The organism is Undibacterium cyanobacteriorum (genome assembly GCF_031326225.1).
GTDB classification, from domain to species: Bacteria; Pseudomonadota; Gammaproteobacteria; order Burkholderiales; family Burkholderiaceae_D; genus Undibacterium; species Undibacterium cyanobacteriorum.
Map to the genome: position 1 here is coordinate 3,111,302 of NZ_CP133720.1, position 25,711 is coordinate 3,137,012.

Sequence of the window (25,711 nt, forward strand, 5' to 3'; positions counted from 1 at the left end):
ATTATCCCGAAATAAAAGTGAGAGTAAGATGAATCAACTAGAACAATTGAAACAATTCACCACCGTCGTCGCTGATACGGGCGATTTCCAGGCGATGCAAGCCTACACGCCACAAGACGCTACTACGAACCCTTCTTTGATTTTAAAGGCTGTTCAAAAGGCCGAATATCAACCGTTGTTGGCACAAGCAGTCGCGGCACACAGAGACAAATCAACCGATGAAATTATCGATCAACTCTTAGTCAGTTTTGGCTTGAAGATTTTGGAGATTGTACCAGGCAGAGTTTCAACCGAAACCGATGCCCGTTTATCCTTCGATACGGAAGCGACGGTTGCCAAAGGCCGTCAGTTAATCGCCCTCTACGAAGCCGCTGGCATTCCACGTGATCGCGTTTTAATCAAAATCGCTTCGACATGGGAAGGTATTCGCGCTGCAGAAATTTTGGAAAAAGAAGGCATCCGTTGCAACATGACTTTACTTTTCTGCCTTGCGCAAGCTGCTGCATGCGCGGAAGCGGGAGCGCAACTGATTTCCCCGTTTGTAGGGCGCATTTACGACTGGTTCAAAAAGCAAACAGGACAAGAGATTTTTGGTGCCGACGACCCTGGAGTGCTGTCCGTAAAACGTATCTACAACTACTATCGCAAATTCGGCTACAAGACCGAAATCATGGGAGCAAGTTTCCGTAACACTTCTCAGATCTTAGAGTTGGCGGGTTGCGATTTGCTCACCATTAGTCCTGACTTACTACAAAAATTAGCAGACTCAGATAACCCTGTGAAAGCGAAACTCAATCCTGAAAGTGCCCTCGCCTCTGAACAAACACGTATTGCGGTCGACGAAAAAGCCTTCCGCTTCGCATTGAACGAAGATGCGATGGCGACAGAGAAACTTGCGGAAGGGATTCGCCTGTTCTGCGCAGACACCGTGAAACTCGAAACGATGATTGAATCCTTGCGTTAATTTATTTGATCTAAATCGCCACAAAAAGCCGCATGATCATTCATGCGGCTTTTCTTTCATTGACGGTAGGCCTGTCCAGTCATTGCGATCTAGGTTACACCTACATCGGTTAAATTATCGGTCCTGACCATCATCACAATTACTGCTACCCTCATCAGGTGCGAAGAGATTCGACACCACGATTGGCCAGCGCATCGGCACGTTCATTCCCAGGATCCCCAGCATGTCCTTTAACCCATATCCATTCAATCTGGTGTGTACGACAGGCTTCATCAAGTGCCTGCCACAAATCGACGTTCTTTACTGGTGTTTTACCAGCCGTCTTCCAACCTTTTGCTTTCCATCCCTCTAACCATTCGGTGATACCCTTGAGAACATATTGGCTATCAGTATGTAACTCGATTTCGCAAGGCCGTTTGAGTGCGCCTAAGGCTTGGATCACCGCCATTAATTCCATACGGTTATTGGTTGTTTCAGGTTCACCACCAAACAATTCTTTTTCATGTTTTCCGGCGATCAGCAATGCACCCCAGCCACCACTGCCAGGATTACCTTTGCACGCTCCATCGGTATAAATCTTAACTTTGCTCATGTTCTTTCAACTTATTTGCCGCAGGTACAGCATTCACTTGCCGGATTTTTTTCCGCTGCAAGGCAGGCCCGACTAAATGCATGCCACGTACGCGTTTGACCGCTTCGAACATATAGACAGCGCCAAAATAAGGCCACCAACGGCGCCCCAGTTTCTCGACCATCCCTGAACTATTCAACCACTGCTCATTGTTGACGGGCATCGCATAGCAGCCAAAGCTAGTCTGACTGACTTCCATACTCAGTAATTTCAACCAATCCTTTAATCGATGCGCGCTGATGAACTCACCCTCTTTAGGCAGGAAACTACGGCCAATCATTTGTCTCGCTCCCCACAAACTAGCGCGATTCAAGCCGCTAATAATGAGTCTCCCTTCTGGGATCAAAATACGATCGACCTCACGTAAAATTTGATGAGGTTCTTCTGCAAACTCAAGCACGTGCGGCAGTACCACGAGATCAATACTCTGCGCTTCAAAGGGTAGCTCTTTGAAGTCGTGTACCAACACAACTTGATTTCGAGACAGCACATTCGGTGCCGGCATGATGCTATCAGTTTGCCACTGATGCGGCATACGACTTGCCGCCAAAGCATGTATCTGCGGCAAACCAATTTGTAGCGCATGAAAACCAAAAATATCCACAGTCAAGCGATCGAACTGCGCTTGTTCCCAAGCGCGCACATAACTGCCAGCTGGCTGCTCCAACCAGCTGCCTAAGTCTATAATGGGCGCTTCTTCTGAATCTTTCAATTCCACTTTTCCTTCATTGCCCAAACACCATGTCAATGCCTCTCAGTATATTGGCTGTACCCGCTTTTGACGATAACTATCTTTGGATTGTACACAATGGTCGTCAGGCCATCGTGGTCGACCCTGGAAATGGTGAGGTCGTCGCCGCACGTTTGCAAGAGCTCCATTTGGATTTGGTCGCTATTTTGATCACCCATCATCACGCTGATCACATCGGTGGAGTGCCTTATCTTTTGCATCACTTTACCGTTCCGGTATATGGTCCCAATGACGATAGGATCAACAGCATCAGTCATAAAATCTCGTACAACGATGAAAGCGAAGTCACGCCTCGCATCAGAATTGATGTACTTGATTTAGATGTGGAAGTGCTATTTGTACCAGGGCATACAAAGACACACATCGCCTTCTACAGCGCCTCGCTCGCCTCCCTCTTCTGCGGTGATACTTTGTTCGCAGGTGGATGTGGCAGGCTCTTTGAAGGAAGCCCTGAACAGATGCTCAACTCATTGAAGAAATTAAGCCTACTTCCCGAGGATACTCGGGTGTATTGCGCTCATGAATATACGCTTTCTAATTTAAAATTCGCGCTTGCAGCAGATCCACACAATCAGGCCTTGCAGGATCGCTTTCGTTTAGTCGAACAACAACGAGCCAATCAGATCAGTACTGTCCCAAGCCTCATTGGAATCGAAAAACAAACGAATCCGTTCCTGCGATACGATGACACCAATCTACGAGAGAATTTATTGTCTCTCGGACGCATCGCGAGTAAGGCCGACGACGTCGCAGTGTTTGCCGCGCTACGGGAATGGAAAAACAATTTTCGTGCTTGAAATGAAAGTAGCTATTCGAGCCCCAGCAAAAGAAGAAACAAAAGAAAAACAAAAAAATAGACTACGACAAGACATCTAACGCATACGCCACCTTATGATTCAACACGAAGAAACATCACAACACACAAGCCTTGCTTTGTTCTGCAAAGTCGTCGATAACTATGGCGACATTGGGATCTGTTGGCGTCTCGCGCGGCAGCTACAGCGGGAGCATGGGATTCATGTGCAACTGTGGGTTGATGATTTGGCCAGCTTTCAACGCATTTGCCCTGGTCTTACTCTCGAGATCGACCGACAATTCAAGGCCGAAGTCGAGATCTGCTGGTGGAAAAATCAAGAACTCGAATTCACCCCGAGCGAGATTGCTGACATTGTGATCGAGTTTTTTGCTTGCGATATCCCACCTTCTTACATCACGGCCATGAGTCAATGCAGCGAGCGCCCCGTATGGTTTAATCTTGAAGGATTAACTGCCGAGGAATGGGTTGAAGGTTGCCATAGACTCCCTTCCTCCCATCCACGCCTGCCGCTCACCAAATACTTCTTTTTCCCAGGCTTCAACGAAAGGACCGGTGGATTGATGTTCGAGGCAGAACTTGAAAACCAACGCCTCGCCTTCCTTGCGAACTCAGAACTGAAGAATGATTTTCTTAAGAACCTCGGCCTAGATGAAGCTGACCTAAGTACCTTCAAAGTCTCTTTATTTTGCTACCCACATGCTCCTGTCGCATCTTTGCTCGATGCTTTGATCGCGACCGAGCGCCCCACTTTTCTATTGGTACCCGAAGGCGTCGCTAGTGCGACACTCAACAGCTTTTTTGGTCGCGAACTAAAGTCCGGAGAAACCGTATCACGCGGAAATCTCCGAGTGCGGATCTTCCCGTTTTTGGCGCAAGATGATTACGATAGGCTTTTATGGGCCTGTGACTTCAACTTCGTACGTGGAGAAGATTCGTTTGTACGAGCGCAGTGGGCACAAATTCCATTTGTCTGGCACATCTATCCCCAAGACGACAATTTGCATCACAAAAAACTACGCGCTTTCTTGAGTACTTACACCCCAATAAACGATGCCTTACGAGATCTGTCTTTTGCTTGGAACGAGGTCATGCAGGTCAGCGATTGGACTGCTTTGTGGACAAAAGTCACCGATCAACACTTACAAACTCAGCTTCAAACACAAGAATGGGCACGACAAAAGCGGAAAAACGGCGACCTCAGTGCAAATTTATTGAGATTCGCCAAGGAGATCAAACAAAAATCGGCTTGAATTGGGTTAAAATAGAGGGTTATTTTTTGACGTGTTTTAAAGTCTAATCAAACCTGAGCTTGCAGGACTGTATTTTTGTATAGGAAGCAGGCGGCAGATCATTTTTTAAGCAACCACCTTTTTTTATTTCTATACATTATGAAACCAGCAAAAGAAGTCCGCGTCGGCAATATCATTATGGTTGATGGCAAACCTTTCATCGTTCTACGTTCTGACGTCAACGGCTCTAGCCGCACTGGCTTCACTTACAAGTGGAAAATGAAAAACTTGTTGACGAATAGCCCATTGGAAAACGTATTCCGTGGCGACGACAAATTTGACGTTGTTGTTCTCGACAAAAAGCCAGTCACTTACTCTTACTTCGCAGATCCACTCTACGTTTTCATGGACGAAGAGTACAACCAGTACGAAATCGAAGAAGAAAACTTGGGCGATGCATTGCATTACCTCAAAGACGGTATGGAATGCGAAGCCGTTTTCTATGATGGCAAAGCGATTTCTGTTGAATTGCCAACAACGATCGCACGTCAAATCATTTACTCTGAACCAGCTGTTAAAGGCAACACTTCTGGTAACGTTTTGAAAGATGCGAAAATCGAAAACGCAATCGAAGCACATTGCCATATCGTTCAAGTTCCATTGTTCGTGAACCAAGACGACATCATTGAAATCGATACACGTACTAACGAATACAAGCGCGTTGTACGCAACTAATCTACGATTGGTTTAAATGTGCAAAAAGCCACTTCGTTGAAGTGGCTTTTTTATTGGCTAACGGTAAAAACCGAACACAGAAAGTATTAAAAACACAAATCTATTTTTCATTTCATTTCAGCAGAACACTTGAAATACAGAAACACATCTTCTATCCTAAAGTTTCGTTGAGTTGATCGAAAGGAAGTCCCATGGCCACCGCTCCGATAGGCAGCACCGATGCACGCGAGAATCTATTCGCAAAAAAAACCGAAAAACAAAACGAGGTGAAATCATTCATTCCCAAGCTGCGCGCTGAAGAAGACCAAGTAAAGCAAGCGCAACCAACGGTCGCACCACCACAAACACAAAAAGTGGAAGCAGCAAAACCAGTGGTGAACTCAAACGGGCAAGTGACTGGTACCTTGATCAATACCAGCGCCTAACGAATTCGTTGCAAGTTAATTCTAAGCTCTTGTGTTGCCGGCTCGTTGAGCCGGCTTTTTTTGTTGTAAGTGGCAGAAATTCGAAGTAACAATCTTCAACATTTATTGCCTTGCGGCAATAAATAAATTCACTTATCCTCTCTGTGAGTTCGCTTACTGACGGGGAATCAAAATGGCCATTTCTGCAACAGCACCATTGAGACCACAAGTCTTACCTCAGCCTATTCAGGAAACCAAATATCTTGCGCTCAAGCCGGCGATTAATGCCACGCCTTACGTTGAAGCCAAGCCTATGGCTTCTGCTCCCACTCCCGAAACCCAAGTTCCACCAAGTCGTCCGCTAGAAATATTGAATCTACGCGGAGAGGTGACTGGCACAAGAATCAATACAAGCGCATAGCAGCTCTCCTTTCAAAACAACGAAAAAAAACACCAGCCAATGCTGGTGTTCTTAATTTAGCGGGGCGATTGCGATGCTTGCAAATCGCCGCCTGTCCTCACTCGAATTACAACCAAACCGCGAAAGACAAGAGCAAGAGCAAAAGCATCCACAACAATAAGGAACGCCATACCAATCCCACTGCGCTTTGTAATGCGCGTGGTGTCGCCTCCATGCCTGGTTGACTTTCAATTTCCATGCTATCGACATCGACCGCACTAGCACCTGCGTTCAAAATCAATGCTTTATTCTCTGGCTCGCCAAGACGAACGCCAATTGCCCCACCACCTGAAGACAAAATAATGCCGATCAACTCATCGTTCCAACGATTCGCGTAATTACGCCAAGAATAAATGGCATCTTCAAAGTTACCCACCACGGCAAACGCGACGGCTGTCAAACGTGCGGGAATCCAATCGATCCAATAAAAAATAGATTGAGCGAACTTACCAAATTCCTCTTCTTGCATACGCTCGGACTCGGCCCACTCACGCGAGAGGAACTCCGCCATGCGATACATCACCGCACAAGCGGGACCAACCGGCATCAAGAACCAAAAGAAAACACCAAATACATTACGATGTGATGCAATCAAAGAACGTTCTACTGCGCCGCGGGCGACATCCGTCATATCGTAACTGGAACAATCTTTGTTAATCCATTCACCAAGGTGTCGACGTGCCGCTTCTTCATCGCCGGCACTGAGTGCCGCTTGAATCGAGGTGAAGTAATGACTGTAGCGCCGAAAACCCAAGGTCAAATACACGATCACAACGTTCCAAACAAACGCCGCGAATGGGCTAAAACGCAAGCACAACCAGTACACCAAAGCCGTCGGCAAAGTCAGTGCACCAACTACAATAAACCAAGCCATACGCCCGTGATGCGCCTTCCCCGCATTGCACCAAGTTTCAACTTTAATGGCAAAGTGTTGAACTTGCGTGTAGACGGGATTATCAACTCGTAGCGGCTTGAGCTGTTCGATCAGTAGAGCAAAAAGAATGGAGAGAAAGGTCATAGCGAAATCAGTCTTCCCGATATGAATCTAGGAAACAAGTTGGCGAGGCAATAGCAAGCAAGCTTGCCCGACCGTCAAAGCCTAGAGTGTAAACTGATTTGCTATGTTTATGAAGCAATAGGACATTAATCCGCCGCACTAACACGCAAAAAATGAAATAAATTGCGCAGCATGCCAGCCGTCGCTCCCCAAATGAAGTAGTCCTCATAGGGCATGGCATAAAATTGACGCTTAGTACCGGGCTCCGCACCGAATGAAGGAGGCAATTCAACTTCGCGGCGCTGATGATTGGCTGGGTTCATTAGAAAGTTCAAGGGCACTTCAAAGATCGCCGCAACCTCAAACGGATCTGAGCGCAAACTTATAGGTGGCCGCACTAAACCAACGATGGGCGTTACGGAAAATCCGGTACCAGTGCGATACTCAGGGAGCTCACCCAAGATTTCGACTTGATTTGCGCTCAAACCTATCTCTTCTTCTGCCTCACGTAAGGCAGTATGCAAAAAAGACTGATCCTTCTGATCCACGCGTCCACCAGGAAAACTAATTTGCCCAGCATGATGATGTAAATGAGCAGCTCTTTGCGTCAGCAAAACTTGCAAACCATGTTCACGAACAACAATCGGTATTAGCACTGCGGCAGGCCGAAAAATTCCCGAGCGATTCATACTAAACTCAAAGTTGAGTTCAGGCCGCCATTCAATCGATTGTTGAAAACGCGCACGAAGTTTTGCCGCCGTCAGATCGGTGTTCTCAATTGCGACTTCGTCAGCAATCGAATGTATCGGCATCATCGTAGGATCAAAACTACTCATAACAAGCTATCGCAATGCATAAATTAAGTACTTGCAGAAAGTAAAGACAGTAGCGAAACTTCTGGACGAATCGAGCACGAATCACTCAAATAAACGCCCACAATTCCACATCCATCTCACTCACCTGCCAACTGCAACCTGCAGTGTGCAAAATAAAAAGGGACGCCGCAGCATCCCTTTTTATCGTGTCTCACAACAACAGAATTACTCTGCAGCTGCTTTACGGGTTGGCAACTTCTCTTTAATACGAGCAGATTTACCAGAACGATCGCGCAAGTAGTACAACTTAGCACGACGTACGTCACCGCGACGTTTTACTTCGATCGAAGCGATCAATGGAGAATACAACTGGAATGTACGCTCAACGCCTTCACCAGAGGAGATCTTACGAACGATGAAGTTCGAATTCAAACCACGGTTACGACGGGAGATAACGACGCCTTCGTACGCCTGAGCACGCTTACGTGTGCCTTCAACAACGTTAACGTTAACAACCACTGTATCGCCTGGCGCGAAGTCAGGGATATTCTTAGCTAAACGAGCAATTTCTTCTTGCTCTAATTTTTGGATCAAATCCATTTTAAACACTCCTGTAACCATCTTGCTGACGCCTTTACTTCTTGCTCAGTAGAGGATGGGGTTAAACACGTAAAGTCAAAACGACTTCACTCTTGCATCAACTTCCCATCGAAGCCGATGTTTCGTATGACGATTCCACTCCAAGGAGTCAAATCCTGCTACGAATCCTTTTGCTCTGCGAAAGTTGCTATGAACTTTTCGTCAGACTTACTCAACAAGCCTTGCTGCCTGGCTTGTCCGATTAGTTCTGGGCGTTTGCGCCAACTCGCCATTAGCGATTGTTGACGACGCCATTTTTCAATTTCGGCGTGATTCCCGCCGAGTAGCACGGCTGGCACGCTCTGCCCTTCAAAACTCTCAGGTCGCGTGTAATGTGGACAATCCAAAAGGCCATTCACAAAACTATCTTCGACTGCCGATGCATGATCATGCAAGACACCGGGCAACTGTCGAATCACAGCATCCATCAATGCCATTGCCGGCAATTCACCACCTGACAAAACAAAGTCGCCTAGACTGATTTCTTCATCAACTTCAGCATCAAGCAAACGTTGATCGACGGCTTCATACCGACCACACAACAAGACCACGCCATCTAACTGCGACAATTCCATCACTTTCGGATGCTGCAAAGCTTGTCCTTGTGGTGAAAGATAAATCACTTTAGGGCGCGGCAATCCAGCATCGAGCTGAGCTTGCCTTGCTGAGCGAATCGCCGCTTGCAAAGGTCCCGGCATCATCACCATTCCGGGTCCGCCGCCGTAGGGTCTGTCGTCTACTGTCCGGTGCCGATCAGTCGTGAAATCACGTGGATTCCAAAACCGCACTGCGCATTTATCTTGCTCAAAAGCGCGTCGTGTCACACCAGATTCGGTAATCGCCGCAAACATTTCAGGGAACAAGCTGATCACATCAAACTGCATGCTACCTTACCTCGCGCTGTGCGCTTACTTAACGATTTGCTTCACTTCTACGATTTGATCGATGCCTTGGGGCTTCGATCTTTGCAGACACTTAGAAGTCGCTGCCCCAATCAACCACGATACGTTTCGCTTGCTGATCCACTTCTTTGACGAAGTGATCGACAAACGGAATCAGACGTTCGTGCTTGATCAGATCGTCTTCTGCAATATCAGCCGCAGCGACACGCAGAATCGATTGCGCTCCGTTATCCATCATACCGCGCACCACACCGAGCTGTTCGCCTTGCAAGTTCTCAACCAACAAGCCCAACAAATCGACCCAGTAAAACTCACCTTCTGGCAATACTGGGAATAATGCGCGCGAAATCTTGACAACAGAGCCCTTCAAGGCTTCTGCCGCTGTGCGATCAGGCACATCAGACAGACGCGCTACAACGTCTTCGCCATGAATCTTGGAACTGAGGCGCTTTACTTCTCGCATCCCCTTGCCTGCTCCGGCTGGCAATTCCAACCAGTACAAAGGCGCATCGAGCAACGCGTCAGCATTCATCGAATACGGGCGAATTTTCACCCACCCTTGAAGACCAAATGCTCCTGAGACATGGCCAACTAAGACCAAATCTTCAGGAGCAGAATGTAGTTCAGCCACGCTTATTTAGAACAACAATTAAAACAACAATTCTGAATCAGAGATTCAGAGAATTACGCTGCTTTGTTAGCGACTGCAACCAAACGAGCAACTGCTGGCGACAATTGTGCGCCTACGCCTTGCCAGTAAGCCAAACGATCTGCAGCGATGCGAACTTCTTCAGCATTGCCAGAAGCGATTGGGTTGTAGAAACCGATACGCTCAATGAAACGACCATCGCGACGATTGCGGGAGTCAGTTGCAACGATATTGTAGAAAGGGCGCTTCTTAGCACCACCGCGAGATAAACGAATAACGACCATAATATTTCCAAAAAATTGTCAAAGGACGGAAAAAGCCGCAAATTATAACGTGCAAAGCGAGTTTTTTGCAAGGTTTTTAGGCGGCAAATACGAAGAAGACTGCGAGAAAGGCCGATATTTTAGCCGAAAATGCGAGGGTTTTAAACAGCGCTGCGAGCGCAAGCATGTTGCCAGAGAAGAGGGTTTCAATGCAAAGCATCAAAGAAGTTAGTCATTATTCAACGATGCTCGACAATTCCCCAAAAGATGTGACTTATTGATTGTGCGGCAAAGCGAATACCCATCGGCCCTCGTTTGAAACTCATCGCGTAGAAAGCTAATGCACGCACAAAAGCATTCCGCTCCGCCCTAGCTAAATCCGTTAAAATTCAGACTACCTAAATATCTGCGCGCCACCTCAAATTGTGGAGTAAGTCGCGACTTCACATTCGCATTTTTATCTGATTAGCAAAATGACTCAAGCACACAAAAACAAAACACTCACTGCATTTTTAAGCCTCAGTCTTGGCAGTCTCGGCGCCCATCGCTTTTATCTTTATGGCAAAAATGATGCAATCGCGTGGCTACACTTCAGCACCCTTCCACTTTCGTTGTTGCTTTCAAAGCTGTATTTCAATCTCAATGAATTCATCACCTTCGGACCGTGGCTATTATCTTTACTCGTTGCTCTCTTGATGACCTTGATTTTGGGTCTCAAATCCGACGAAAAATGGGACACAGAATTTAATCCGAACTCCGGTCAGAAAAGTGATTCCAGTTGGTTGTTGGCGGTGATCTTGGTTTTTGATTTAGGCGCTGGTGCAATTGCACTTATCGGCATGATGGCGCGGGCCTTTGATCTGCTTTATACAGGCGGAGCTTACGGTTAATCCATAGACGATGATGAACCACTATCCGCGCCTATTTCTTGCTGTCGCACCGATCACCCTACTCGCTTGCCTATGCGGCATCATGGCTCTGTTCATCATCGGAAGTATTGTACTCACGTTTCAACAAGGCTTTTCTTTTGAAGCGATAACGCAGTCACTATCGTTCGCTGGCCTTGTTGGCATGGTAGCTTTTTTTATTGGCGTTATTCCGGCGCTCCTTTTCGGAAGTGCAGCCTACGCATTTCTGCTCAACAAAAACGCCAACAACTACCTGACGACGTCAATCGTGGGAACTCTGCCAGCAGTAATTCTTGCGCCATTCTCCATCGAGCTGGGCATTTTGTTCTTGATATTTAGCATTCCAATTTCTCTAAGCCTGCATTTTCTTGCACTAAGATCTAAGCGCATTCAGGAGGCTAGAGGTAGTACGATCGCATGACCAACCGCAATGGAAATACTTCTATCGATTTGGCACACCTGTAATCTAGCCATTCCCAACTCAAGAATAGCTTGCTCTTCACTCGCACAGTTTACAAAAGCAATCTATTGATTCGATAAAAAAGCCCGAATCGCTTCGGGCTTTTTCACTCAATCAGGAGTCATCGAGGTGATTAGAACTGCTCAATCGACAATGCCATCACGCCCGCACTACCTTCAACGATAGAACTACGCAAACCAAACGCAGTCGTCAAGATGTGATCGGCAAAGAAGCGCGCAGTCGCGATCTTCGCTTGGTTGAACGAAGTATCACCTTTGCCAGCTGCATTTTGCTGATGCGCAATCAAACCAGCGCGACCGAGTTGCCATGCGCCGAGCACCACGCCTGCCAATTTCAAGTATGGCACGCTACCGGAGAACACTGCTTTAATATCGGCTTTGAAGTTGGCCACGACGAAATTAACAACCTCTTCCATCGCATCAGCACCCAACGCCAATTGCTTCGCAATCGCTTGCAAATCAGCATTGTCCGAAGCCGCCAATTCGGCTTGAGTCGCACGAGCTTGAGCGATGAATTGTTTCGCTACCGCGCCCGCATCACGTGCTGTCTTACGACCGACCAAATCATTCGCTTGAATCGCCGTTGTACCTTCATAAATCGTCAAGATTTGCGCATCGCGATAGTATTGTGCCGCACCAGTTTCTTCTATAAAGCCCATACCGCCGTGTACTTGCACACCAGTGGAAGTGACGTTCAAAGACATTTCAGTTGACCAGCCTTTAACGATTGGCACCAGATATTCGTAAGCCGCTTGATTCTGTTTGCGCACACCTTCATCGCTTGCGTGGTGGGCTTTGTCGCTCATCGCAGCAGCTACGTAAGCCAGGGCACGTGCGCCTTCGATTTGCGCGCGCATAGACATCAACATACGACGTACATCGGGATGATGGATAATCGCAACGGGACCAGCAGATCCCGCTAAATCGCGTGATTGCACACGATCCTTTGCGTACTGCACAGCTTTTTGGTATGCGCGTTCAGCCACTGCCACACCTTGCATGCCAACGCCGAAACGAGCCGCGTTCATCATGATGAACATATATTCCAAACCGCGATTTTCTTCGCCAACCAAAGTACCGATGGCGCCGCCGTTATCACCAAATTGCAGCACGCAAGTTGGGCTCGCTTTGATACCGAGTTTGTGTTCGATCGATACACAGTGGGCATCGTTACGTGCACCTAAACTGCCATCAGCATTGACCAAGAATTTTGGCACGATGAAGAGTGAAATTCCTTTCACGCCTTCTGGTGCATTTGGGGTGCGCGCCAAGACCAAGTGCACGATATTTTCTGCCATATCGTGTTCGCCGTAGGTAATAAAAATCTTGGTGCCGAAAATCTTGTAAGTGCCATCATCTTGCGGCACTGCACGGGTGCGCACCATCGCCAAATCAGAACCGGCTTGTGGCTCAGTCAAATTCATGGTTCCCGTCCACTTACCCGAGACGAGGTTTTCCAAATATGTCGCTTTGTCCGCATCACTACCAGCTGTCAACAGCGCTTCGATCGCACCGTCCGTCAACAAAGGGCACAAAGCAAACGAGAGGTTCGCAGCATGCAACATTTCCATGCAAGGTGTCGCCACCAATTTTGGCAAGCCTTGACCGCCGAATTCCGCCGGATGCTGTACACCTTGCCAGCCAGAATCAGCAAAAGTTTTAAACGCTTCTTTAAAGCCTTTGGTCGTAAATACTTGACCATCTTTCCAGTAGCTAGGTTCTTGATCGCCAGCCCAGTTCAATGGTGCAATCACTTCGCTCGTGAACTTTGCGTTCTCTTCCAGCACAGCCTCTACCGTTTCAGGTGTGGCATCTTCACAGCCAGGCAAAGCATTCACTTCATTCAGACCAGCCAATTCATTCATGACGAATAGCATGTCTTTAATAGGCGCTACGTAACTCATACAATCTCCGAATATTTAGATCAGTTTGTTCGCGCAGAGATACAAAAAAAGCGCAGAGAACTGCGATGTATTCTCTGCGCCTTTTGCGCTACTGCGGTTCACGTTTTTTACGTTTTTCACGTTAAGGCATTACCGCACTTCTACAAATTGCGTGGAATCAGATTAACCCAATTCAGTAACCAATTGCGGCACGATTTCGAACAAGTCGCCAACGATGCCGTAGTCTGCAACGGAGAAAATTGGTGCTTCTGGATCTTTGTTGATCGCCACGATCGTTTTGGAATCTTTCATACCAGCCAAATGCTGGATCGCGCCAGAGATACCGACTGCGATGTACAAGCTTGGTGCCACGATCTTACCTGTTTGACCAACTTGCCAATCGTTAGGTACATAGCCAGCGTCGACCGCTGCGCGAGATGCGCCCATTGCCGCGCCCAATTTGTCTGCCAATGGTTCCAATACTTTGAACGCTTCGGCAGAACCCATACCACGACCACCAGAAACGATCACTTTTGCAGCCGTCAATTCTGGACGATCCGATTTCGCCACTTCGCGTGATACGAAAGCAGACTTGCCGCTATCAGCCACTGCGGCAACTGTTTCAACCGCTGCAGAACCACCTGTTGCCGCTGCATCAAAACCTGTTGTACGAACCGTGATCACTTTGATCGCGTCGCTCGATTGCACTGTCGCGATCGCATTACCTGCGTAAATTGGACGTTCGAATGTGTCAGCAGATTCAACTTTTGTGATTTCAGAAATCTGTGCAACGTCGAGTTTTGCAGCGACGCGTGGCAAAATGTTTTTACCATAAGCCGTTGCTGGAGCCAAAATGTGGCTGTAGCCAGAGGCAATGGTCAACACTTGTTCGGCAACATTTTCAGCTAAGCCTTCTGCAAAATGTGCAGCATCAGCGTGCAATACTTTGCTAACGCCAGCGATCTGTGCCGCCGCTTGCGCTGCTGCGCCTGCGTTGTGACCAGCAACTAAAACGTGTACGTCACCACCGCATTTCACAGCAGCAGTAACAGTATTCAATGTGCTTCCCTTCAAAGAAGCGTTATCGTGTTCAGCGATGACGAGAGTAGTCATGATGTTTTCCACTTTATTTGAAATGAGATGCGCTCTTCTTACGCAACTCAAAAAATAGTTATCAAAAAACCGCGCTCAGAATGTTTTGCACTTGAACCGAGCTTGGTCATCAAAAGTTCGGCAATTAGCCAATCACTTTCGCTTCAGTTTTCAATTTGCTGACCAAAGTCGCGACGTCAGGAACGATCACACCAGCAGAACGTTTCGCTGGCTCAGCGACTTTCAAAGTCTTGATACGTGAAGTCACATCAACACCGAGGTCGGCTGGTTTCACGTTATCGAGCGGTTTCTTCTTCGCTTTCATGATGTTTGGCAAAGTCACATAGCGTGGTTCGTTCAAACGCAAATCCGTTGTCACGATCGCTGGCAATGTCAGACTCAAAGTTTCCAAACCACCGTCCACTTCGCGAGTGACAGTTGCTTTGCCGTCAGCCACGACCACTTTAGAAGCAAAGGTTGCTTGTGGCCAGCCCAATAAGGCCGCCAACATTTGACCTGTTTGGTTGCAATCATCATCGATCGCTTGTTTACCCAAGATGATCAACTGAGGTTGTTCTTTATCAGCCAAGGCTTTGAGCAATTTGGCGACTGCCAAGGGTTGCAATTCTTCGTCAGTTTCAACCAGAATGCCGCGATCTGCGCCGATGGCCATTGCAGTACGCAAAGTTTCTTGGCATTGAGCGACACCGCAGGAAACCGCAACGACCTCGGTGACCGCGCCCGCTTCTTTCAAACGAGTCGCTTCTTCCACGGCGATTTCGTCGAAAGGATTCATCGACATTTTCACGTTGGCGATATCCACGCCAGAACCATCGGACTTCACGCGAACTTTCACGTTGTAGTCAACCACGCGCTTAACTGGTACTAAGACTTTCATAGGTTTGCCTTTACTATGGTGTACTGATAAGAGAAAAAATAAAACAAAATCCTGCTGGCGCTTACGAAATTACTGGGCAAATGCTGATTTGAACAAAGATTGCCCAGCGCAAATTGACGTAAACGTAAAGTAGTTGATTATAGATGTTAACAGGAAACGAGTCGCGTGTTTTAGAACGTTCGTTCTTTTTTCTAAAAACCGATGAAATCCTCTATGAAAACGACCCGCTTTGATAAAAAAAAACCACAAAAATATTTGTGGTTTTTCAATATTATTCTGCAATTAACACTTCCCTGCTCTCTTGAGTGTCGATTTCTCAGACATCTAAGACTGCACAAGCAGTCGCCAGAAATTACTTACGCTTCAAGAAATATTCAAACTCATTACTTGCTTCCAAATGCGAAAGCAGCTCATTACCAGTTTGCTTAGAGAACGCTTTGAAATCACGAACCGAGCCAGGATCTGTGGCGATCACTCGTAACACTTCGCCTGTAATCATTTCGGCTAATGCTTTTTTCGCTTTGAGGATAGGCAGTGGGCAGCTGAGGCCACGTGCATCCACTTCTCGATTGAATTGCATGATTTTCCTTGGGGAAGAAAAGTTCAGTATAGCTTTTTAGACCAACGCCGAGTTCAAATTTTTTTGAGCTATCCAGTGCTGAATCTTTATGCAGGAAATTCTACCGCAAATTGTCCAAACTTGTGCAACGCAACAAGCAAAAAACTGGTCAAATCGACTGCCATGCACTCTTTTGAGGCCGTTTATGCAACATTCAAGTGCGAAAAACTTCCGTGCTGCAACAAGGCACTGTATTTCAGGCAATTTTATAAAAATCAGAGAAAACGATAATGCAAAAAAAAAAGACCCAAAACTGTTTTGGGTCTTTCTTCTTTTTTCTTCTCGTTTCAGACGTCGGTGAGAGAACTGTGCTTACTTGAGCTTCGCACCAACCCATTCAGCTACGCTTGCCAACGCCGCTGGCAATGCTTCTGGATTCGTGCCGCCAGCCTGCGCCATATCAGGGCGGCCACCGCCTTTACCACCAACTTGCTGGGCGACGAAGTTCACCAATTCACCGGCTTTCACTTTCGCTACCGCATCGGGAGAAACGCCAGCTGCCAAACTAACTTTGCCATCAATCACCGACGCCAATACCACCACGGCTGATTTCAATTGATCGCGCAAATTGATCACAGAGTCACGCAACGCAGTACCGTCAGCACCTTCCAAACTGGCTGCCAACAATTTCACACCGCCCATGTCGATCGCTTGCGACACCAAAGCGCCCGCTTGATTCGCGGCCAGCTTCGATTTCAAAGCAGCGACTTCCTTCTCCAATGCTTTCATTTGGTCTTGCCATTGCACCAAGCGATTGCCGATTTCTTCAGGCTGTGTTTTCAACACAGCAGCAGCTTGGCTAATGCGGCTATTCATGTCTTGAACAAGATTGAATGCGACTTCACCCGTGACCGCTTCGACACGACGAATCCCCGCCGCGATACCGCCTTCAGCAACGATTTTGAACAAGCCGATATCACCCGTGCGATGAACGTGCACACCGCCACACAATTCGCGAGAAGTACCGATGTCGAGAACACGTACTTCGTCACCGTATTTTTCACCGAACAAAGCCATCGCACCATGCTTCACCGCATCGTCGAAGGACATCAATTGCGCTTGTGTCGCCACGTTCGCCAAAATCTCGCGGTTCACGATGGTTTCCACTTGGCGAATTTCTTCAGCTGTCATTGGTGCATTGTGACTAAAGTCAAAGCGCGTTTTTTCAGCGTCGACCAAAGAACCTTTTTGTGCAACGTGGGCACCCAACACTTCACGCAAAGCTTTGTGCATCAAGTGCGTTGCGGAGTGATTACGAATTGTATGAGTACGCAATACTTGGTTGACTTGCGCACTGACTGCATCGCCAACAGCCAAACTACCTGTGCTTAAGCTACCGTGGTGGCCGAATACATCAGCTTGAATTTTCTGTGTATCAGCAACCTCGAAACTAACACCATGTGCTGTTTGCAACACGCCGGCATCGCCACATTGACCGCCAGATTCTGCATAGAATGGTGTCACGTCCAAAACCACGATCGCCGCTTGGCCCGCTTCAATTTTTTGTACCGCTGCACCATCAACATACAAAGCAATCACTTTACTGTCATAGCTCAATTGCTCGTAACCGACAAACTTCGATTTCGCACCGTTGTACTCAATCGCTGTGTTCATTTTGAACTTGCCAGCCGCGCGAGCCATTTGCTTTTGGTTTGCCATCGCTGCGTCGAAACCTGCTTCATCGAGCACCACGCCGCGTTCGCGGCAGATGTCGGCAGTCAAATCCAATGGGAAACCGTAGGTATCATATAAAGTGAAAGCTGTGGTGCCGTCGAGGTTTTTGCTGTCTTTCGCCAACGCCGCTTCCAAGATCTTCATGCCGTGTTCCAGCGTTTCGCCGAAGCGCTCTTCCTCTTGCTTGATGACCTGCGCAACACGTTCGCCGGCTTCTGCCAATTCAGGATAAGCCACGCCCATTTCTTTGACCAAATCAGCAACCAATTTGTAGAAGAATGGCTTGGTTTGACCGAGCTTGTGTCCGTGACGCAAAGCGCGACGGGTAATACGACGCAACACATAGCCACGTCCTTCGTTACCCGGAATGATGCCGTCAACGATCAAGAAACCTGCGCAGCGGATATGATCGGCGATCACTTTCAAAGAGTTATTGTTCAAATCAGCGCAACCGGTTTCGCGTGCTGCTGCTTTGATCAAGTTTTGGAAAGTATCGATCTCGTAGTTGGAATGCACGTGTTGCAATACCGCTGCGATACGCTCCAAGCCCATACCGGTATCAACGCATGGTTTTGGTAGCGGATGCAAAACGCCTTGTTCGTCTTTGTTGAACTGCATGAAAACGAGGTTCCACACTTCGATAAAACGATCACCATTTTCATCAGGAGAACCTGGAGGACCACCCCAGATTTCTGGACCGTGGTCATAGAAAATTTCACTGCAAGGGCCGCAAGGACCGGTGTCCGCCATCTGCCAGAAGTTGTCGGATGCGTAGCGCGCACCTTTGTTGTCGCCGATACGAATGATACGTTCAACTGGCACACCGACTTCATTCTTCCAAATATCGTAAGCTTCGTCGTCTTCTTGATAGACCGTGACGGTCAATTTATCTTTGGGCAAACCATAGACGCTGGTCAACAATTCCCACGCGTAGTGAATCGCGTCACGTTTGAAATAGTCACCAAACGAGAAATTACCGAGCATTTCGAAGAATGTATGGTGACGTGCGGTATAGCCTACGTTTTCCAAATCATTGTGCTTACCGCCAGCACGCACGCTGCGTTGCGCGGTGGTAGCACGACTGTAATTGCGTTTATCTTGCCCTAGGAATACATCTTTAAATTGCACCATACCGGAGTTGGTGAACAACAAAGTAGGATCGTTGCCCGGCACCAAGCTGGAGGAACGAACAATGGTATGGCCTTTCGACTCAAAGAATTTTAGGAATTTTTCGCGAATTTCTGACGAGTTCATAGGAATTTTCGATGTAAATGAGGCAATTTGCCGTGCAAAAGTAAAGATAACCCTTGATTATACGTGAAAGCCCTGTCTTTTTAGCATAGACGACAAAAAACCCACCGAGAAGTCGTACTAAGCTGACTACTCGATGGGTTTTAAATGGAACAATCAAATTATTGCACTACATCTTTCTGCAATTTTGGCACTATCAATTGGAGCTACGTGCATTATGTTTCTTGCGATAGATTTTTGCGCTAGTTCGCTCTTGCGCAGCATGCAATTTTGCCCGCTCTGCTTTCGTGACCACACCATCAGCCTTTGCAGCCTGTTCACGCGCCTCGATCTTGGCTTCTTGTCGATCCAACTTTGCAGCCTCTGTCGCAGTTAAGCTGCCATTCGCAACGCCATTATTGATACGCTGCTCTTGTGTCTCTTGACGCTTATCAATCTTCGGTGTCGCAGTCTGAGCGAGAGCAGACAAAGACATGACAGAAACAGCAGAAGCAAGCAAGGCTGCGATAATTTTGGAAGCTTTCATTTCATTTCTCCTTCAGAACTTACGTGATGGTTGGGTTTCTTGGTTTGTGAACACAGTGTCGCGTTCATGAGTCGATAACGCGCATTCTACGGGACATGCTGACCAAAAATCTGTAAGCAAGGTAAGCATTTGTAACGGGATTGAGTAATGAAACCCTGGCGCTTCACGCTAAGTCTGGTGGGATTAGGTCGAGTCGATCAGTACAAAAACCGTCAACGCCCCACGACAGTATCTCCCGCGCTCGTTCGATTTCATTCACCGTATAGCAAAACAAGCCATAACCGGCCGCCTTGATTTCCTTCGCCCAAGTGGTCGTCAAATATTTATGATTTGTATGGAGCGCTCTGGCTTCGAGTTTTTCCAACGAGCTCAACCAATTGCATTCATATTCATCGAGTAAATAACCACGTGCTATTTCGGGTGCGCTCTGTTTAGCACACGTCAAGGCGGTAAAAGAAAAAGAGGAGAATAATGGCGATCGAACGACAGGAGAAGATAAGGTGGCCGATGTTTGAGGTTCATTCTGCAATTCCTTGAGCATTCGCGCCGTTGCTTGAGCGACGACATGTCCCGTTTCCTCCTCATGCCCGGGAACTGGTTTAATCTCAACGTTCATCCATATTCCGTGTTGGTAGCAATAACGGAATATGGATTCGTAGTCAGGAACTTTCACATTTGAAAAACGTGGATCAAACCAAGAACCGGCATCCATCATCAGCAACTGCGCCGCAGTGGAATCAGCCACATTGCCCTTTCCTGCAACAGTTCTGCCAAACTCGGGATCATGCATTAGCACAGGAACACCATCCTTTGATAACATCACGTCGAACTCAACGCCGCGAAAGCCATATTGGAGACCACATTGCATGGCTAAGAGTGTATTTTCTGGCGCAAGTTTTCCGCCGCCTCGGTGCGCTACGATTCTAGGATAAGGCCACATTATTCGACACTCACTATATTTGATTTTTTAAAGATACAAGCCGCTGATACATCGAGGTCTTACAATCCACGTTCACTATCAGTCAGCGTCCCCACCAAGATAATTACAAGAGCATATATGCAGAACACAAGCCACGACAAGCAAGAAAAGTCTACATCACAAAAAACAGCCCTTGGGCACATTCGTGTCCTCGATTTAACGCGCGTCTTGGCAGGTCCATGGTGTGCACAAAATCTCGCGGACCTTGGTGCAGAGGTGATTAAAGTCGAACGCCCTGGTGCTGGCGACGATACCAGAAGTTGGGGCCCTCCATATTTAAAAGATCAAGATGGGGCAGATACCAGTGAAGCAGCATATTACCTTGCAGCCAATCGAGGAAAGAAAGCGATTGCAGTCGACATTTCCACCAGCGAAGGTCAACACATTATTCGAGAATTAGCAAAGAAATCCGATGTGGTTTTAGAAAACTACAAAGTTGGCCAACTCAAGAAATATGGTTTGGACTATGAATCACTAAAGCAGTTGAAACCCGACTTGGTGTATTGCTCCATCACTGGATTTGGACAAAATGGACCCTACGCACATCGCGCCGGCTACGATTTTATTGTGCAAGGCATGGGTGGTTTCATGTCCCTTACTGGTGAACGTGATGACCTACCCGGTGGCGGCCCGCAAAAAGCTGGTGTCGCCATTGCCGACTTAATGACCGGCATGTATGCCACCATTGGCGTAATGGCAGCGCTCACGCATCGGGACCGTACTGGCGAAGGGCAATACATCGACATGGCTTTACTCGATGTTCAAGTGGCCATGCTCGCCAACATGAATATGAACTACCTCACGAGTGGCAAGCCCCCTAAGCGTTGGGGCAATGCACATCAAAACATCGTGCCATACCAAACCTTTGCGACGTCCGATGGACACATTATTGTGGCTGCCGGTAACGATGGCCAATATCGGAAATTCGTGCAAGTGGGTGGCCGCCCTGAACTGGCAGACGATCCGCGTTTCATCAGCAACCCTTTGCGTGTCCAACACCGCGATACGCTAGTGCCAATCTTAGCAGACATGGTCAAACTCAAAACAAAAAAAGAATGGATCGCAGAACTCGAAGCAGCCGGTGTGCCGTGCGGACCGATCAACAAACTCGATGAGGTATTCGCCGACCCACAAGTACAAGCCCGTGACATGCAAATCACTTTGCCACACCCAACCGCAGGTCTTGCAACACTCGTCGGAAGCCCTATCAAACTGTCTGAGACACCAGTGAGCTACCAAGCTGCGCCACCATTACTGGGGCAAGATACCGACACCGTTTTACAAGAAGTTTTAGCACTGCCTGAAAGCGAGATTGCGCAATTAAAGTCACAAGGTATCATTGCCTAGACACGATCAATTTTTGGCGAAAAATGAGATTTATCAACGACTCAAATAAGCTTGTATAAACCACGAGAGACACAGCATCAAATATTCAAATAGCAATACGCAAAGGCATGACGGACCCAAGGTAGCGCTGCACAGTACCATGCAGCGCGAACCAAGCCACCTCGTAAGCAGCGCGCTGACTTACCGCTCAATTCGGTCAACATGATTCCACCAGCCACGTTAAGGGAGCAAGACTATTATTGGTCTCTGCATCGCACCACTGAAAGGAAAGATCATGCGTACAGCCGCCCTCATCCTCGCCCTTGTCGCCGTTAGCCAATTGAGTGGCTGCGTTGTACATCGTCAATACACCCGTTCTCCTTACCAGTCCCAATACGGCGCGGAATACCAAACCAATTATCCTGCGCAATATCCTGGTCAATATGGAAATCAGTACTCTGGCTCGTATCAGCAAAACTACCAAAACCCTCAGCCTGCTTACGCTTCACAGTATCAAGATGCAAATCAAAACGGGTACAACAGCTATCCAAATGGTGTGACTGAAGTGGCACAGATTGTTGGAATTCGAAACATCGCTCAAGCGCGTGAATCAAGTGGTGGCGGTGCGGTGGTGGGCGCGATTATTGGCGGCATCATTGGCAATCAGATTGCGCGCGATGATAGTGGCGGTCGTTCACATGATCGTGGCAATCATCGAGGTTATGGGCGCGGCTACGAGCGTCGTGGCGGTGACAATGATGGATCTCGCACTGCAGCCACAGTCGGTGGTGCCATCATCGGCGGCTTGATCGGTAATGAAATTGATCGTTCAAGCAGCGAACCACAAAGTAGTATTACCGAAATCACCTTCCGCCTTGCCAATGGCCAAGCTCATGCGGTGCGCGTCAACAATCCCGGACAACTCCGCGTCGGTGATCGTGTCAGAGTGAGTTTCCAGAATGGTGCTTGGACTTTGCAATAAACTTACCAAGCTAGACTCTCAAAACTTAGTGAGAAGATTCCATCCAACTTAAACACCGTCTAAAGTTCGACTCGTCACTCTAGCTTTAAAAATAAAGAGCGCAACACCCTTCGGTGACGCGCTCTTTTCTTACGATCATCAATCGGTCCAACGACAAAATACGCTTAAAAAAAAACATGGACGAACATTCAATATTGCCGGAGGGATAGTTGGTTCGCCCCTATCGCCATCAGCGACTAAATCAGCGCGGCGAAGCGGCGTTGGCGAATGGTTAGAACCAGCAAAGCGATACCAATCACGACGCCAATCAGAAGTGAAAAACTTTGCGTGCTGTACCATGCTGCAGCGTTTAACAATTCTGGCGTAAGCATGCCCTGTTCAATTGACCAAGGAAAACGTGTCAACATCTCACGTGGAAACTCGATCACCCAACTGCTAGGTATGTTACCCGCAACCCAATGGACTGCCACATGCTTCGCGAACCACCCACTATCTGTGGCGAAAGCGATCATTAGGGTCAGCAAGACAGGTATCCCAACCGCCCATGGAAATACTCTAGATTTCGACCACACTGAAACCAACAAGAACCAAGCAACACAGGGCAATGACCACGCCATATAAAACGGCAATAAGCGTAGATATTGCAGTGGCAAGGAATACATACTTTCATTAAAAAGCACTGCAGAGAACAAGTCGAAATGGGAAAATAGCGTTGCGCAGGCCACAATCAATGCTGCAAAGAAGTAACTCGCGAAAGCGATCAGTAAAGTCAGTATCGGACTCAAGAGCAAGGGAAATACGAGCTTCGACAGCACTTCAAGGGTGTCTGAAACCGGCATTGATTTCCAAAACAAAATACTACGATCTTGGCGCTCGTCTCGCAGCGCACCGAACAAATACAAAGTGGAAAAAGAACTTGTAATGACCAACATACTCTGCAAAATAAAGCGCGACATGCCAGACACATTACTTCTTGTGTACTCAATCAACTTACCCTGTGCAGCCTCCACGCCAAACATTTGCTGTAAGGTCGAATATTGTTCATTGCGAAGAATGTCTTTCCAAAAAAACTCAATCAACAAAAACATCAAGAAAAAGCCAAGCGCGATCGCCGCTGGCCCCCACAATAAGAGGCCACGATTTTGCCAATATTCGCGACGCACTAACCACATCAATGTTTTGAATTGATGACTTCGATTCTGCTTCATTGATAACTCCCTTTCATCATGGCCACGAAAATATCTGAAACGCTTGGTGTTTTACATTCACCGAACTGCATCAAGGTTTCATGAGCTACGCCATCGAATAACATATGTGTCTTACCGAAAATGTCACGCTGTTGAATCGGCTTGAGTGCTTGCGCCGCGGACTTCTGATCGGCTGCGACAGTCACTTCGACAAAACGATAAGCCACCTCATCCATCGTGCCTGCTAAGATCAATTCACCATCACGCATCAAGACTAGATCGGATAAAATATTCTCAATCTCATCAATCTGGTGCGTGGCGACGATGATGGTTTTGTTCTCATCGAAATAGTCTTCCAAGAGCTGTTGGTAGAACATTTTTCGATACAAAATATCGAGCCCAAGAGTGGGTTCGTCAAGCACCAGTAACTTCGCATCGATCGCCATCACCAACGCTAAATGCAATTGCACGACCATACCCTTAGACATTTCTTTGACGCGCATCTTGTTTTCGATTTTGGTCGCTGCTAAATAGCGCTCAGCTTTACTACGATTGAACTTCGGATGGATCGCATCCACAAAATCGAGAGCGTCACTGACCTTCAGCCACTTGGGTAAGATCGCAACATCAGAAATAAAGCAGATCTCATTCATCAAGGCATCGCGCTGATGACGCGGATCCATCCCCAAAACGGACAATTCTCCTTCGAAATCAGTTAAGCCCAAAATCGCATTAATCGTGGTGGTCTTACCGCAGCCATTCGGACCAACTAAGCCAAGGATGCGGCCAGAATGCACTTCAAGATTGAGAGATTTCAGACATTCCTTTTTGCCGTAGGACTTTCGCAGCCCTTTCGCTGAAATGATTGACGTCATCATCACTCTCCTTGCTTGGCTTGTTTCAGCAGTGTTTTAATATCAATGCCGAGATTTTCGATACGTTTCAACAGCGCTGGCCATTCTTCTGACATAAAGCGTGCGCGCTCGCTCTCAAGTAGTCTTTCCTTAGCCCCATCCAATACAAACATGCCTAGTCCCCTTTTCATTTCCACGATACTTTCGTCCACCAGCTCTTGGTAGGCTCGCGATACCGTGATTGGATTCAATTGAAATTCAGCTGCAATTTGCCTTACTGAAGGCAAAGCCTCACCAGACTTGAGTTCTTCGTTCAAAATCATATTCACCACTTTGTCCTTCAACTGCCGATAAATCGGCGCATTGTCATGCCAATCGTGCCCCATGCCTTACCCCTTTCCTCTCGACATCGAATTTGCCCTCATATTTCATCGCCAAGCCCTTCTCGAATGATGAAAACGCATACCTCATCTTTGAGACGTTTTAGTGTTGTAGTTAACTATAACACCAAATCACAAAAAGACAATCACTTTTGTGAAAAATGTAAAAAATTTATTTCGACATCTAACACGCCTGCTTTCTCGAACTGTTCTTGGGCGTCTGATTAAGGCTCCACTCCAAGGCTCTACTTAACTATTGAAAAAATCTCTTCAGCGAATAGCGCCAGAATCGAATAAGTCACCTAAAACAAACCTCATTCGCTAAAGAATGCAACAGGAACCCAGCAATTCACGACACAAATCAAAAAAGACCTATCACCGTGTCCCGCTATGAAATGACAAGCGCTACAATGCGA

At 47.4% G+C, this 25,711-nt stretch carries 29 protein-coding genes; 10 read left to right on the forward strand and 19 right to left on the reverse strand.

Features of this window, described 5'->3' with window-relative positions; all coding sequences use genetic code 11:
• Positions 1–28 precede the first annotated feature (28 nt).
• Complete coding sequence (gene tal / locus RF679_RS13055; protein WP_309481070.1) at positions 29–964, forward strand: transaldolase; 936 nt, start codon at positions 29–31, stop codon at positions 962–964.
• 154 nt (positions 965–1,118) lie between these two features.
• Here tal and rnhA read toward each other — a convergent pair whose 3' ends face one another.
• Both rnhA and RF679_RS13065 read right to left on the reverse strand, forming a co-directional pair.
• Positions 1,119–1,556: a ribonuclease HI gene (gene rnhA, locus RF679_RS13060; protein ID WP_309481071.1), complete on the reverse strand. Its 438-nt coding sequence runs from the start codon at positions 1,554–1,556 to the stop codon at positions 1,119–1,121.
• Entirely contained in the window at positions 1,543–2,313 is a 771-nt protein-coding gene (locus tag RF679_RS13065) for a class I SAM-dependent methyltransferase (RefSeq protein ID WP_309481072.1), read from the reverse strand. Before RF679_RS13065 ends, rnhA begins: the two co-directional genes overlap by 14 nt.
• Positions 2,314–2,342: 29 nt before the next feature.
• On the opposite strand from RF679_RS13065, the gene gloB reads away from it, so the two are divergent.
• The 5 genes from gloB (at position 2,343) to RF679_RS13090 (ending at position 5,952) form a co-directional block, all read left to right on the forward strand.
• Positions 2,343–3,143: a hydroxyacylglutathione hydrolase gene (gloB, locus tag RF679_RS13070; RefSeq protein ID WP_309481073.1), complete on the forward strand. Its 801-nt coding sequence runs from the start codon at positions 2,343–2,345 to the stop codon at positions 3,141–3,143.
• Between the two features lie 94 nt (positions 3,144–3,237).
• Positions 3,238–4,413 (forward strand): elongation factor P maturation arginine rhamnosyltransferase EarP, encoded by a 1,176-nt coding sequence (gene earP, locus RF679_RS13075; protein WP_309481074.1) that lies wholly within the window; start codon positions 3,238–3,240, stop codon positions 4,411–4,413.
• A 138-nt stretch (positions 4,414–4,551) separates the two neighbouring features.
• Positions 4,552–5,127, forward strand: a complete 576-nt coding sequence (locus RF679_RS13080) for an elongation factor P (RefSeq protein WP_309481075.1) — start codon at positions 4,552–4,554, stop codon at positions 5,125–5,127.
• Positions 5,128–5,318: 191 nt separating this feature from the next.
• Positions 5,319–5,552 carry a hypothetical protein gene (locus RF679_RS13085; protein WP_309481076.1) on the forward strand — a complete coding sequence of 78 codons (234 nt, stop codon included), beginning with the start codon at positions 5,319–5,321 and terminating at the stop codon, positions 5,550–5,552.
• Positions 5,553–5,724: 172 nt separating this feature from the next.
• Complete coding sequence (locus RF679_RS13090) at positions 5,725–5,952, forward strand: hypothetical protein (protein ID WP_309481077.1); 228 nt, start codon at positions 5,725–5,727, stop codon at positions 5,950–5,952.
• Positions 5,953–6,058: 106 nt separating this feature from the next.
• On the opposite strand, the gene RF679_RS13095 is transcribed toward RF679_RS13090, so the two are convergent.
• The 6 genes from RF679_RS13095 to rpsP form a co-directional block, all read right to left on the reverse strand.
• Complete coding sequence (locus tag RF679_RS13095; RefSeq protein WP_309481078.1) at positions 6,059–7,009, reverse strand: CobD/CbiB family protein; 951 nt, start codon at positions 7,007–7,009, stop codon at positions 6,059–6,061.
• Between the two features lie 125 nt (positions 7,010–7,134).
• The gene (locus tag RF679_RS13100; RefSeq protein WP_309481079.1) at positions 7,135–7,824 is read right to left on the reverse strand and encodes a CoA pyrophosphatase; all 690 of its coding nucleotides are present in this window, start codon (positions 7,822–7,824) and stop codon (positions 7,135–7,137) included.
• A 204-nt stretch (positions 7,825–8,028) separates the two neighbouring features.
• Complete coding sequence (gene rplS, locus RF679_RS13105; RefSeq protein WP_309481080.1) at positions 8,029–8,403, reverse strand: 50S ribosomal protein L19; 375 nt, start codon at positions 8,401–8,403, stop codon at positions 8,029–8,031.
• A 158-nt stretch (positions 8,404–8,561) separates the two neighbouring features.
• Positions 8,562–9,326, reverse strand: a complete 765-nt coding sequence (gene trmD, locus RF679_RS13110) for a tRNA (guanosine(37)-N1)-methyltransferase TrmD (protein ID WP_309481081.1) — start codon at positions 9,324–9,326, stop codon at positions 8,562–8,564.
• A 91-nt stretch (positions 9,327–9,417) separates the two neighbouring features.
• Entirely contained in the window at positions 9,418–9,975 is a 558-nt protein-coding gene (rimM, locus tag RF679_RS13115) for a ribosome maturation factor RimM (protein WP_309481082.1), read from the reverse strand.
• Between the two features lie 53 nt (positions 9,976–10,028).
• Entirely contained in the window at positions 10,029–10,277 is a 249-nt protein-coding gene (gene rpsP, locus RF679_RS13120) for a 30S ribosomal protein S16 (RefSeq protein ID WP_309481083.1), read from the reverse strand.
• A gap of 452 nt (positions 10,278–10,729) precedes the next feature.
• Here rpsP and RF679_RS13125 point away from each other — a divergent pair, with 452 nt between their 5' ends.
• On the forward strand, positions 10,730–11,146 hold the full coding sequence (locus RF679_RS13125) for an NINE protein (RefSeq protein ID WP_309481084.1): 417 nt from the start codon (positions 10,730–10,732) through the stop codon (positions 11,144–11,146).
• A 10-nt stretch (positions 11,147–11,156) separates the two neighbouring features.
• Positions 11,157–11,585, forward strand: a complete 429-nt coding sequence (locus RF679_RS13130; protein WP_309481085.1) for a hypothetical protein — start codon at positions 11,157–11,159, stop codon at positions 11,583–11,585.
• Positions 11,586–11,757: 172 nt separating this feature from the next.
• On the opposite strand, the gene RF679_RS13135 is transcribed toward RF679_RS13130, so the two are convergent.
• The 7 genes from RF679_RS13135 to ugpQ all read right to left on the reverse strand — a co-directional run bounded on the left by RF679_RS13135 (position 11,758) and on the right by ugpQ (position 20,527).
• Positions 11,758–13,548: an acyl-CoA dehydrogenase gene (locus RF679_RS13135; RefSeq protein ID WP_309481086.1), complete on the reverse strand. Its 1,791-nt coding sequence runs from the start codon at positions 13,546–13,548 to the stop codon at positions 11,758–11,760.
• Between the two features lie 162 nt (positions 13,549–13,710).
• On the reverse strand, positions 13,711–14,640 hold the full coding sequence (locus RF679_RS13140) for an electron transfer flavoprotein subunit alpha/FixB family protein (protein ID WP_309481087.1): 930 nt from the start codon (positions 14,638–14,640) through the stop codon (positions 13,711–13,713).
• Positions 14,641–14,764: 124 nt separating this feature from the next.
• Positions 14,765–15,517, reverse strand: a complete 753-nt coding sequence (locus RF679_RS13145) for an electron transfer flavoprotein subunit beta/FixA family protein (RefSeq protein WP_309481088.1) — start codon at positions 15,515–15,517, stop codon at positions 14,765–14,767.
• A 352-nt stretch (positions 15,518–15,869) separates the two neighbouring features.
• Complete coding sequence (locus RF679_RS13150) at positions 15,870–16,097, reverse strand: sulfurtransferase TusA family protein (protein WP_186917901.1); 228 nt, start codon at positions 16,095–16,097, stop codon at positions 15,870–15,872.
• A gap of 351 nt (positions 16,098–16,448) precedes the next feature.
• Positions 16,449–19,064, reverse strand: a complete 2,616-nt coding sequence (gene alaS, locus RF679_RS13155) for an alanine--tRNA ligase (protein ID WP_309481089.1) — start codon at positions 19,062–19,064, stop codon at positions 16,449–16,451.
• Positions 19,065–19,257: 193 nt separating this feature from the next.
• Positions 19,258–19,587 carry a hypothetical protein gene (locus RF679_RS13160; protein ID WP_309481090.1) on the reverse strand — a complete coding sequence of 110 codons (330 nt, stop codon included), beginning with the start codon at positions 19,585–19,587 and terminating at the stop codon, positions 19,258–19,260.
• Positions 19,588–19,750: 163 nt separating this feature from the next.
• Positions 19,751–20,527, reverse strand: coding sequence for a glycerophosphodiester phosphodiesterase (ugpQ, locus tag RF679_RS13165; RefSeq protein ID WP_309481091.1), 777 nt, complete (start codon positions 20,525–20,527; stop codon positions 19,751–19,753).
• Between the two features lie 117 nt (positions 20,528–20,644).
• On the opposite strand from ugpQ, the gene RF679_RS13170 reads away from it, so the two are divergent.
• Positions 20,645–21,913 (forward strand): CaiB/BaiF CoA transferase family protein, encoded by a 1,269-nt coding sequence (locus RF679_RS13170; RefSeq protein ID WP_309481092.1) that lies wholly within the window; start codon positions 20,645–20,647, stop codon positions 21,911–21,913.
• Positions 21,914–21,990: 77 nt separating this feature from the next.
• Here the strand turns inward: RF679_RS13170 and RF679_RS13175 are convergent, their stop codons facing one another.
• Entirely contained in the window at positions 21,991–22,116 is a 126-nt protein-coding gene (locus RF679_RS13175; protein WP_309481093.1) for a hypothetical protein, read from the reverse strand.
• A 71-nt stretch (positions 22,117–22,187) separates the two neighbouring features.
• On the opposite strand from RF679_RS13175, the gene RF679_RS13180 reads away from it, so the two are divergent.
• Positions 22,188–22,874, forward strand: coding sequence for a hypothetical protein (locus RF679_RS13180; RefSeq protein WP_309481094.1), 687 nt, complete (start codon positions 22,188–22,190; stop codon positions 22,872–22,874).
• 236 nt (positions 22,875–23,110) lie between these two features.
• Here RF679_RS13180 and RF679_RS13185 read toward each other — a convergent pair whose 3' ends face one another.
• From RF679_RS13185 to RF679_RS13195, 3 genes are read right to left on the reverse strand one after another with little or no spacing between them, the layout of a single operon-like run.
• A complete protein-coding gene (locus RF679_RS13185) occupies positions 23,111–24,082 on the reverse strand; it encodes a hypothetical protein (protein ID WP_309481095.1) in 972 nt (323 codons plus the stop codon).
• On the reverse strand, positions 24,079–24,936 hold the full coding sequence (locus RF679_RS13190; protein ID WP_309484017.1) for an ABC transporter ATP-binding protein: 858 nt from the start codon (positions 24,934–24,936) through the stop codon (positions 24,079–24,081). Before RF679_RS13190 ends, RF679_RS13185 begins: the two co-directional genes overlap by 4 nt.
• Positions 24,937–24,938: 2 nt before the next feature.
• Complete coding sequence (locus tag RF679_RS13195) at positions 24,939–25,301, reverse strand: GntR family transcriptional regulator (protein WP_309481096.1); 363 nt, start codon at positions 25,299–25,301, stop codon at positions 24,939–24,941.
• Positions 25,302–25,711: the final 410 nt, after the last annotated feature.

Bases quoted from the DNA above. Each gene is read 5' to 3' on its own strand.
- tal (WP_309481070.1), top strand. From the start codon at position 29: ATGAATCAACTAGAACAATTGAAACAATTCACCACCGTCGTCGCTGAT.
- rnhA (WP_309481071.1), bottom strand. From the start codon at position 1,556: ATGAGCAAAGTTAAGATTTATACCGATGGAGCGTGCAAAGGTAATCCT.
- gloB (WP_309481073.1), top strand. From the start codon at position 2,343: ATGCCTCTCAGTATATTGGCTGTACCCGCTTTTGACGATAACTATCTT.
- earP (WP_309481074.1), top strand. From the start codon at position 3,238: ATGATTCAACACGAAGAAACATCACAACACACAAGCCTTGCTTTGTTC.
- RF679_RS13080 (WP_309481075.1), top strand. From the start codon at position 4,552: ATGAAACCAGCAAAAGAAGTCCGCGTCGGCAATATCATTATGGTTGAT.
- RF679_RS13085 (WP_309481076.1), top strand. From the start codon at position 5,319: ATGGCCACCGCTCCGATAGGCAGCACCGATGCACGCGAGAATCTATTC.
- RF679_RS13090 (WP_309481077.1), top strand. From the start codon at position 5,725: ATGGCCATTTCTGCAACAGCACCATTGAGACCACAAGTCTTACCTCAG.
- RF679_RS13095 (WP_309481078.1), bottom strand. From the start codon at position 7,009: ATGACCTTTCTCTCCATTCTTTTTGCTCTACTGATCGAACAGCTCAAG.
- RF679_RS13100 (WP_309481079.1), bottom strand. From the start codon at position 7,824: ATGAGTAGTTTTGATCCTACGATGATGCCGATACATTCGATTGCTGAC.
- rplS (WP_309481080.1), bottom strand. From the start codon at position 8,403: ATGGATTTGATCCAAAAATTAGAGCAAGAAGAAATTGCTCGTTTAGCT.
- trmD (WP_309481081.1), bottom strand. From the start codon at position 9,326: ATGCAGTTTGATGTGATCAGCTTGTTCCCTGAAATGTTTGCGGCGATT.
- rpsP (WP_309481083.1), bottom strand. From the start codon at position 10,277: ATGGTCGTTATTCGTTTATCTCGCGGTGGTGCTAAGAAGCGCCCTTTC.
- RF679_RS13125 (WP_309481084.1), top strand. From the start codon at position 10,730: ATGACTCAAGCACACAAAAACAAAACACTCACTGCATTTTTAAGCCTC.
- RF679_RS13130 (WP_309481085.1), top strand. From the start codon at position 11,157: ATGATGAACCACTATCCGCGCCTATTTCTTGCTGTCGCACCGATCACC.
- RF679_RS13135 (WP_309481086.1), bottom strand. From the start codon at position 13,548: ATGAGTTACGTAGCGCCTATTAAAGACATGCTATTCGTCATGAATGAA.
- RF679_RS13140 (WP_309481087.1), bottom strand. From the start codon at position 14,640: ATGACTACTCTCGTCATCGCTGAACACGATAACGCTTCTTTGAAGGGA.
- RF679_RS13145 (WP_309481088.1), bottom strand. From the start codon at position 15,517: ATGAAAGTCTTAGTACCAGTTAAGCGCGTGGTTGACTACAACGTGAAA.
- RF679_RS13150 (WP_186917901.1), bottom strand. From the start codon at position 16,097: ATGCAATTCAATCGAGAAGTGGATGCACGTGGCCTCAGCTGCCCACTG.
- alaS (WP_309481089.1), bottom strand. From the start codon at position 19,064: ATGAACTCGTCAGAAATTCGCGAAAAATTCCTAAAATTCTTTGAGTCG.
- RF679_RS13160 (WP_309481090.1), bottom strand. From the start codon at position 19,587: ATGAAAGCTTCCAAAATTATCGCAGCCTTGCTTGCTTCTGCTGTTTCT.
- ugpQ (WP_309481091.1), bottom strand. From the start codon at position 20,527: ATGTGGCCTTATCCTAGAATCGTAGCGCACCGAGGCGGCGGAAAACTT.
- RF679_RS13170 (WP_309481092.1), top strand. From the start codon at position 20,645: ATGCAGAACACAAGCCACGACAAGCAAGAAAAGTCTACATCACAAAAA.
- RF679_RS13175 (WP_309481093.1), bottom strand. From the start codon at position 22,116: ATGTTGACCGAATTGAGCGGTAAGTCAGCGCGCTGCTTACGAGGTGGC.
- RF679_RS13180 (WP_309481094.1), top strand. From the start codon at position 22,188: ATGCGTACAGCCGCCCTCATCCTCGCCCTTGTCGCCGTTAGCCAATTG.
- RF679_RS13185 (WP_309481095.1), bottom strand. From the start codon at position 24,082: ATGAAGCAGAATCGAAGTCATCAATTCAAAACATTGATGTGGTTAGTG.
- RF679_RS13190 (WP_309484017.1), bottom strand. From the start codon at position 24,936: ATGACGTCAATCATTTCAGCGAAAGGGCTGCGAAAGTCCTACGGCAAA.
- RF679_RS13195 (WP_309481096.1), bottom strand. From the start codon at position 25,301: ATGGGGCACGATTGGCATGACAATGCGCCGATTTATCGGCAGTTGAAG.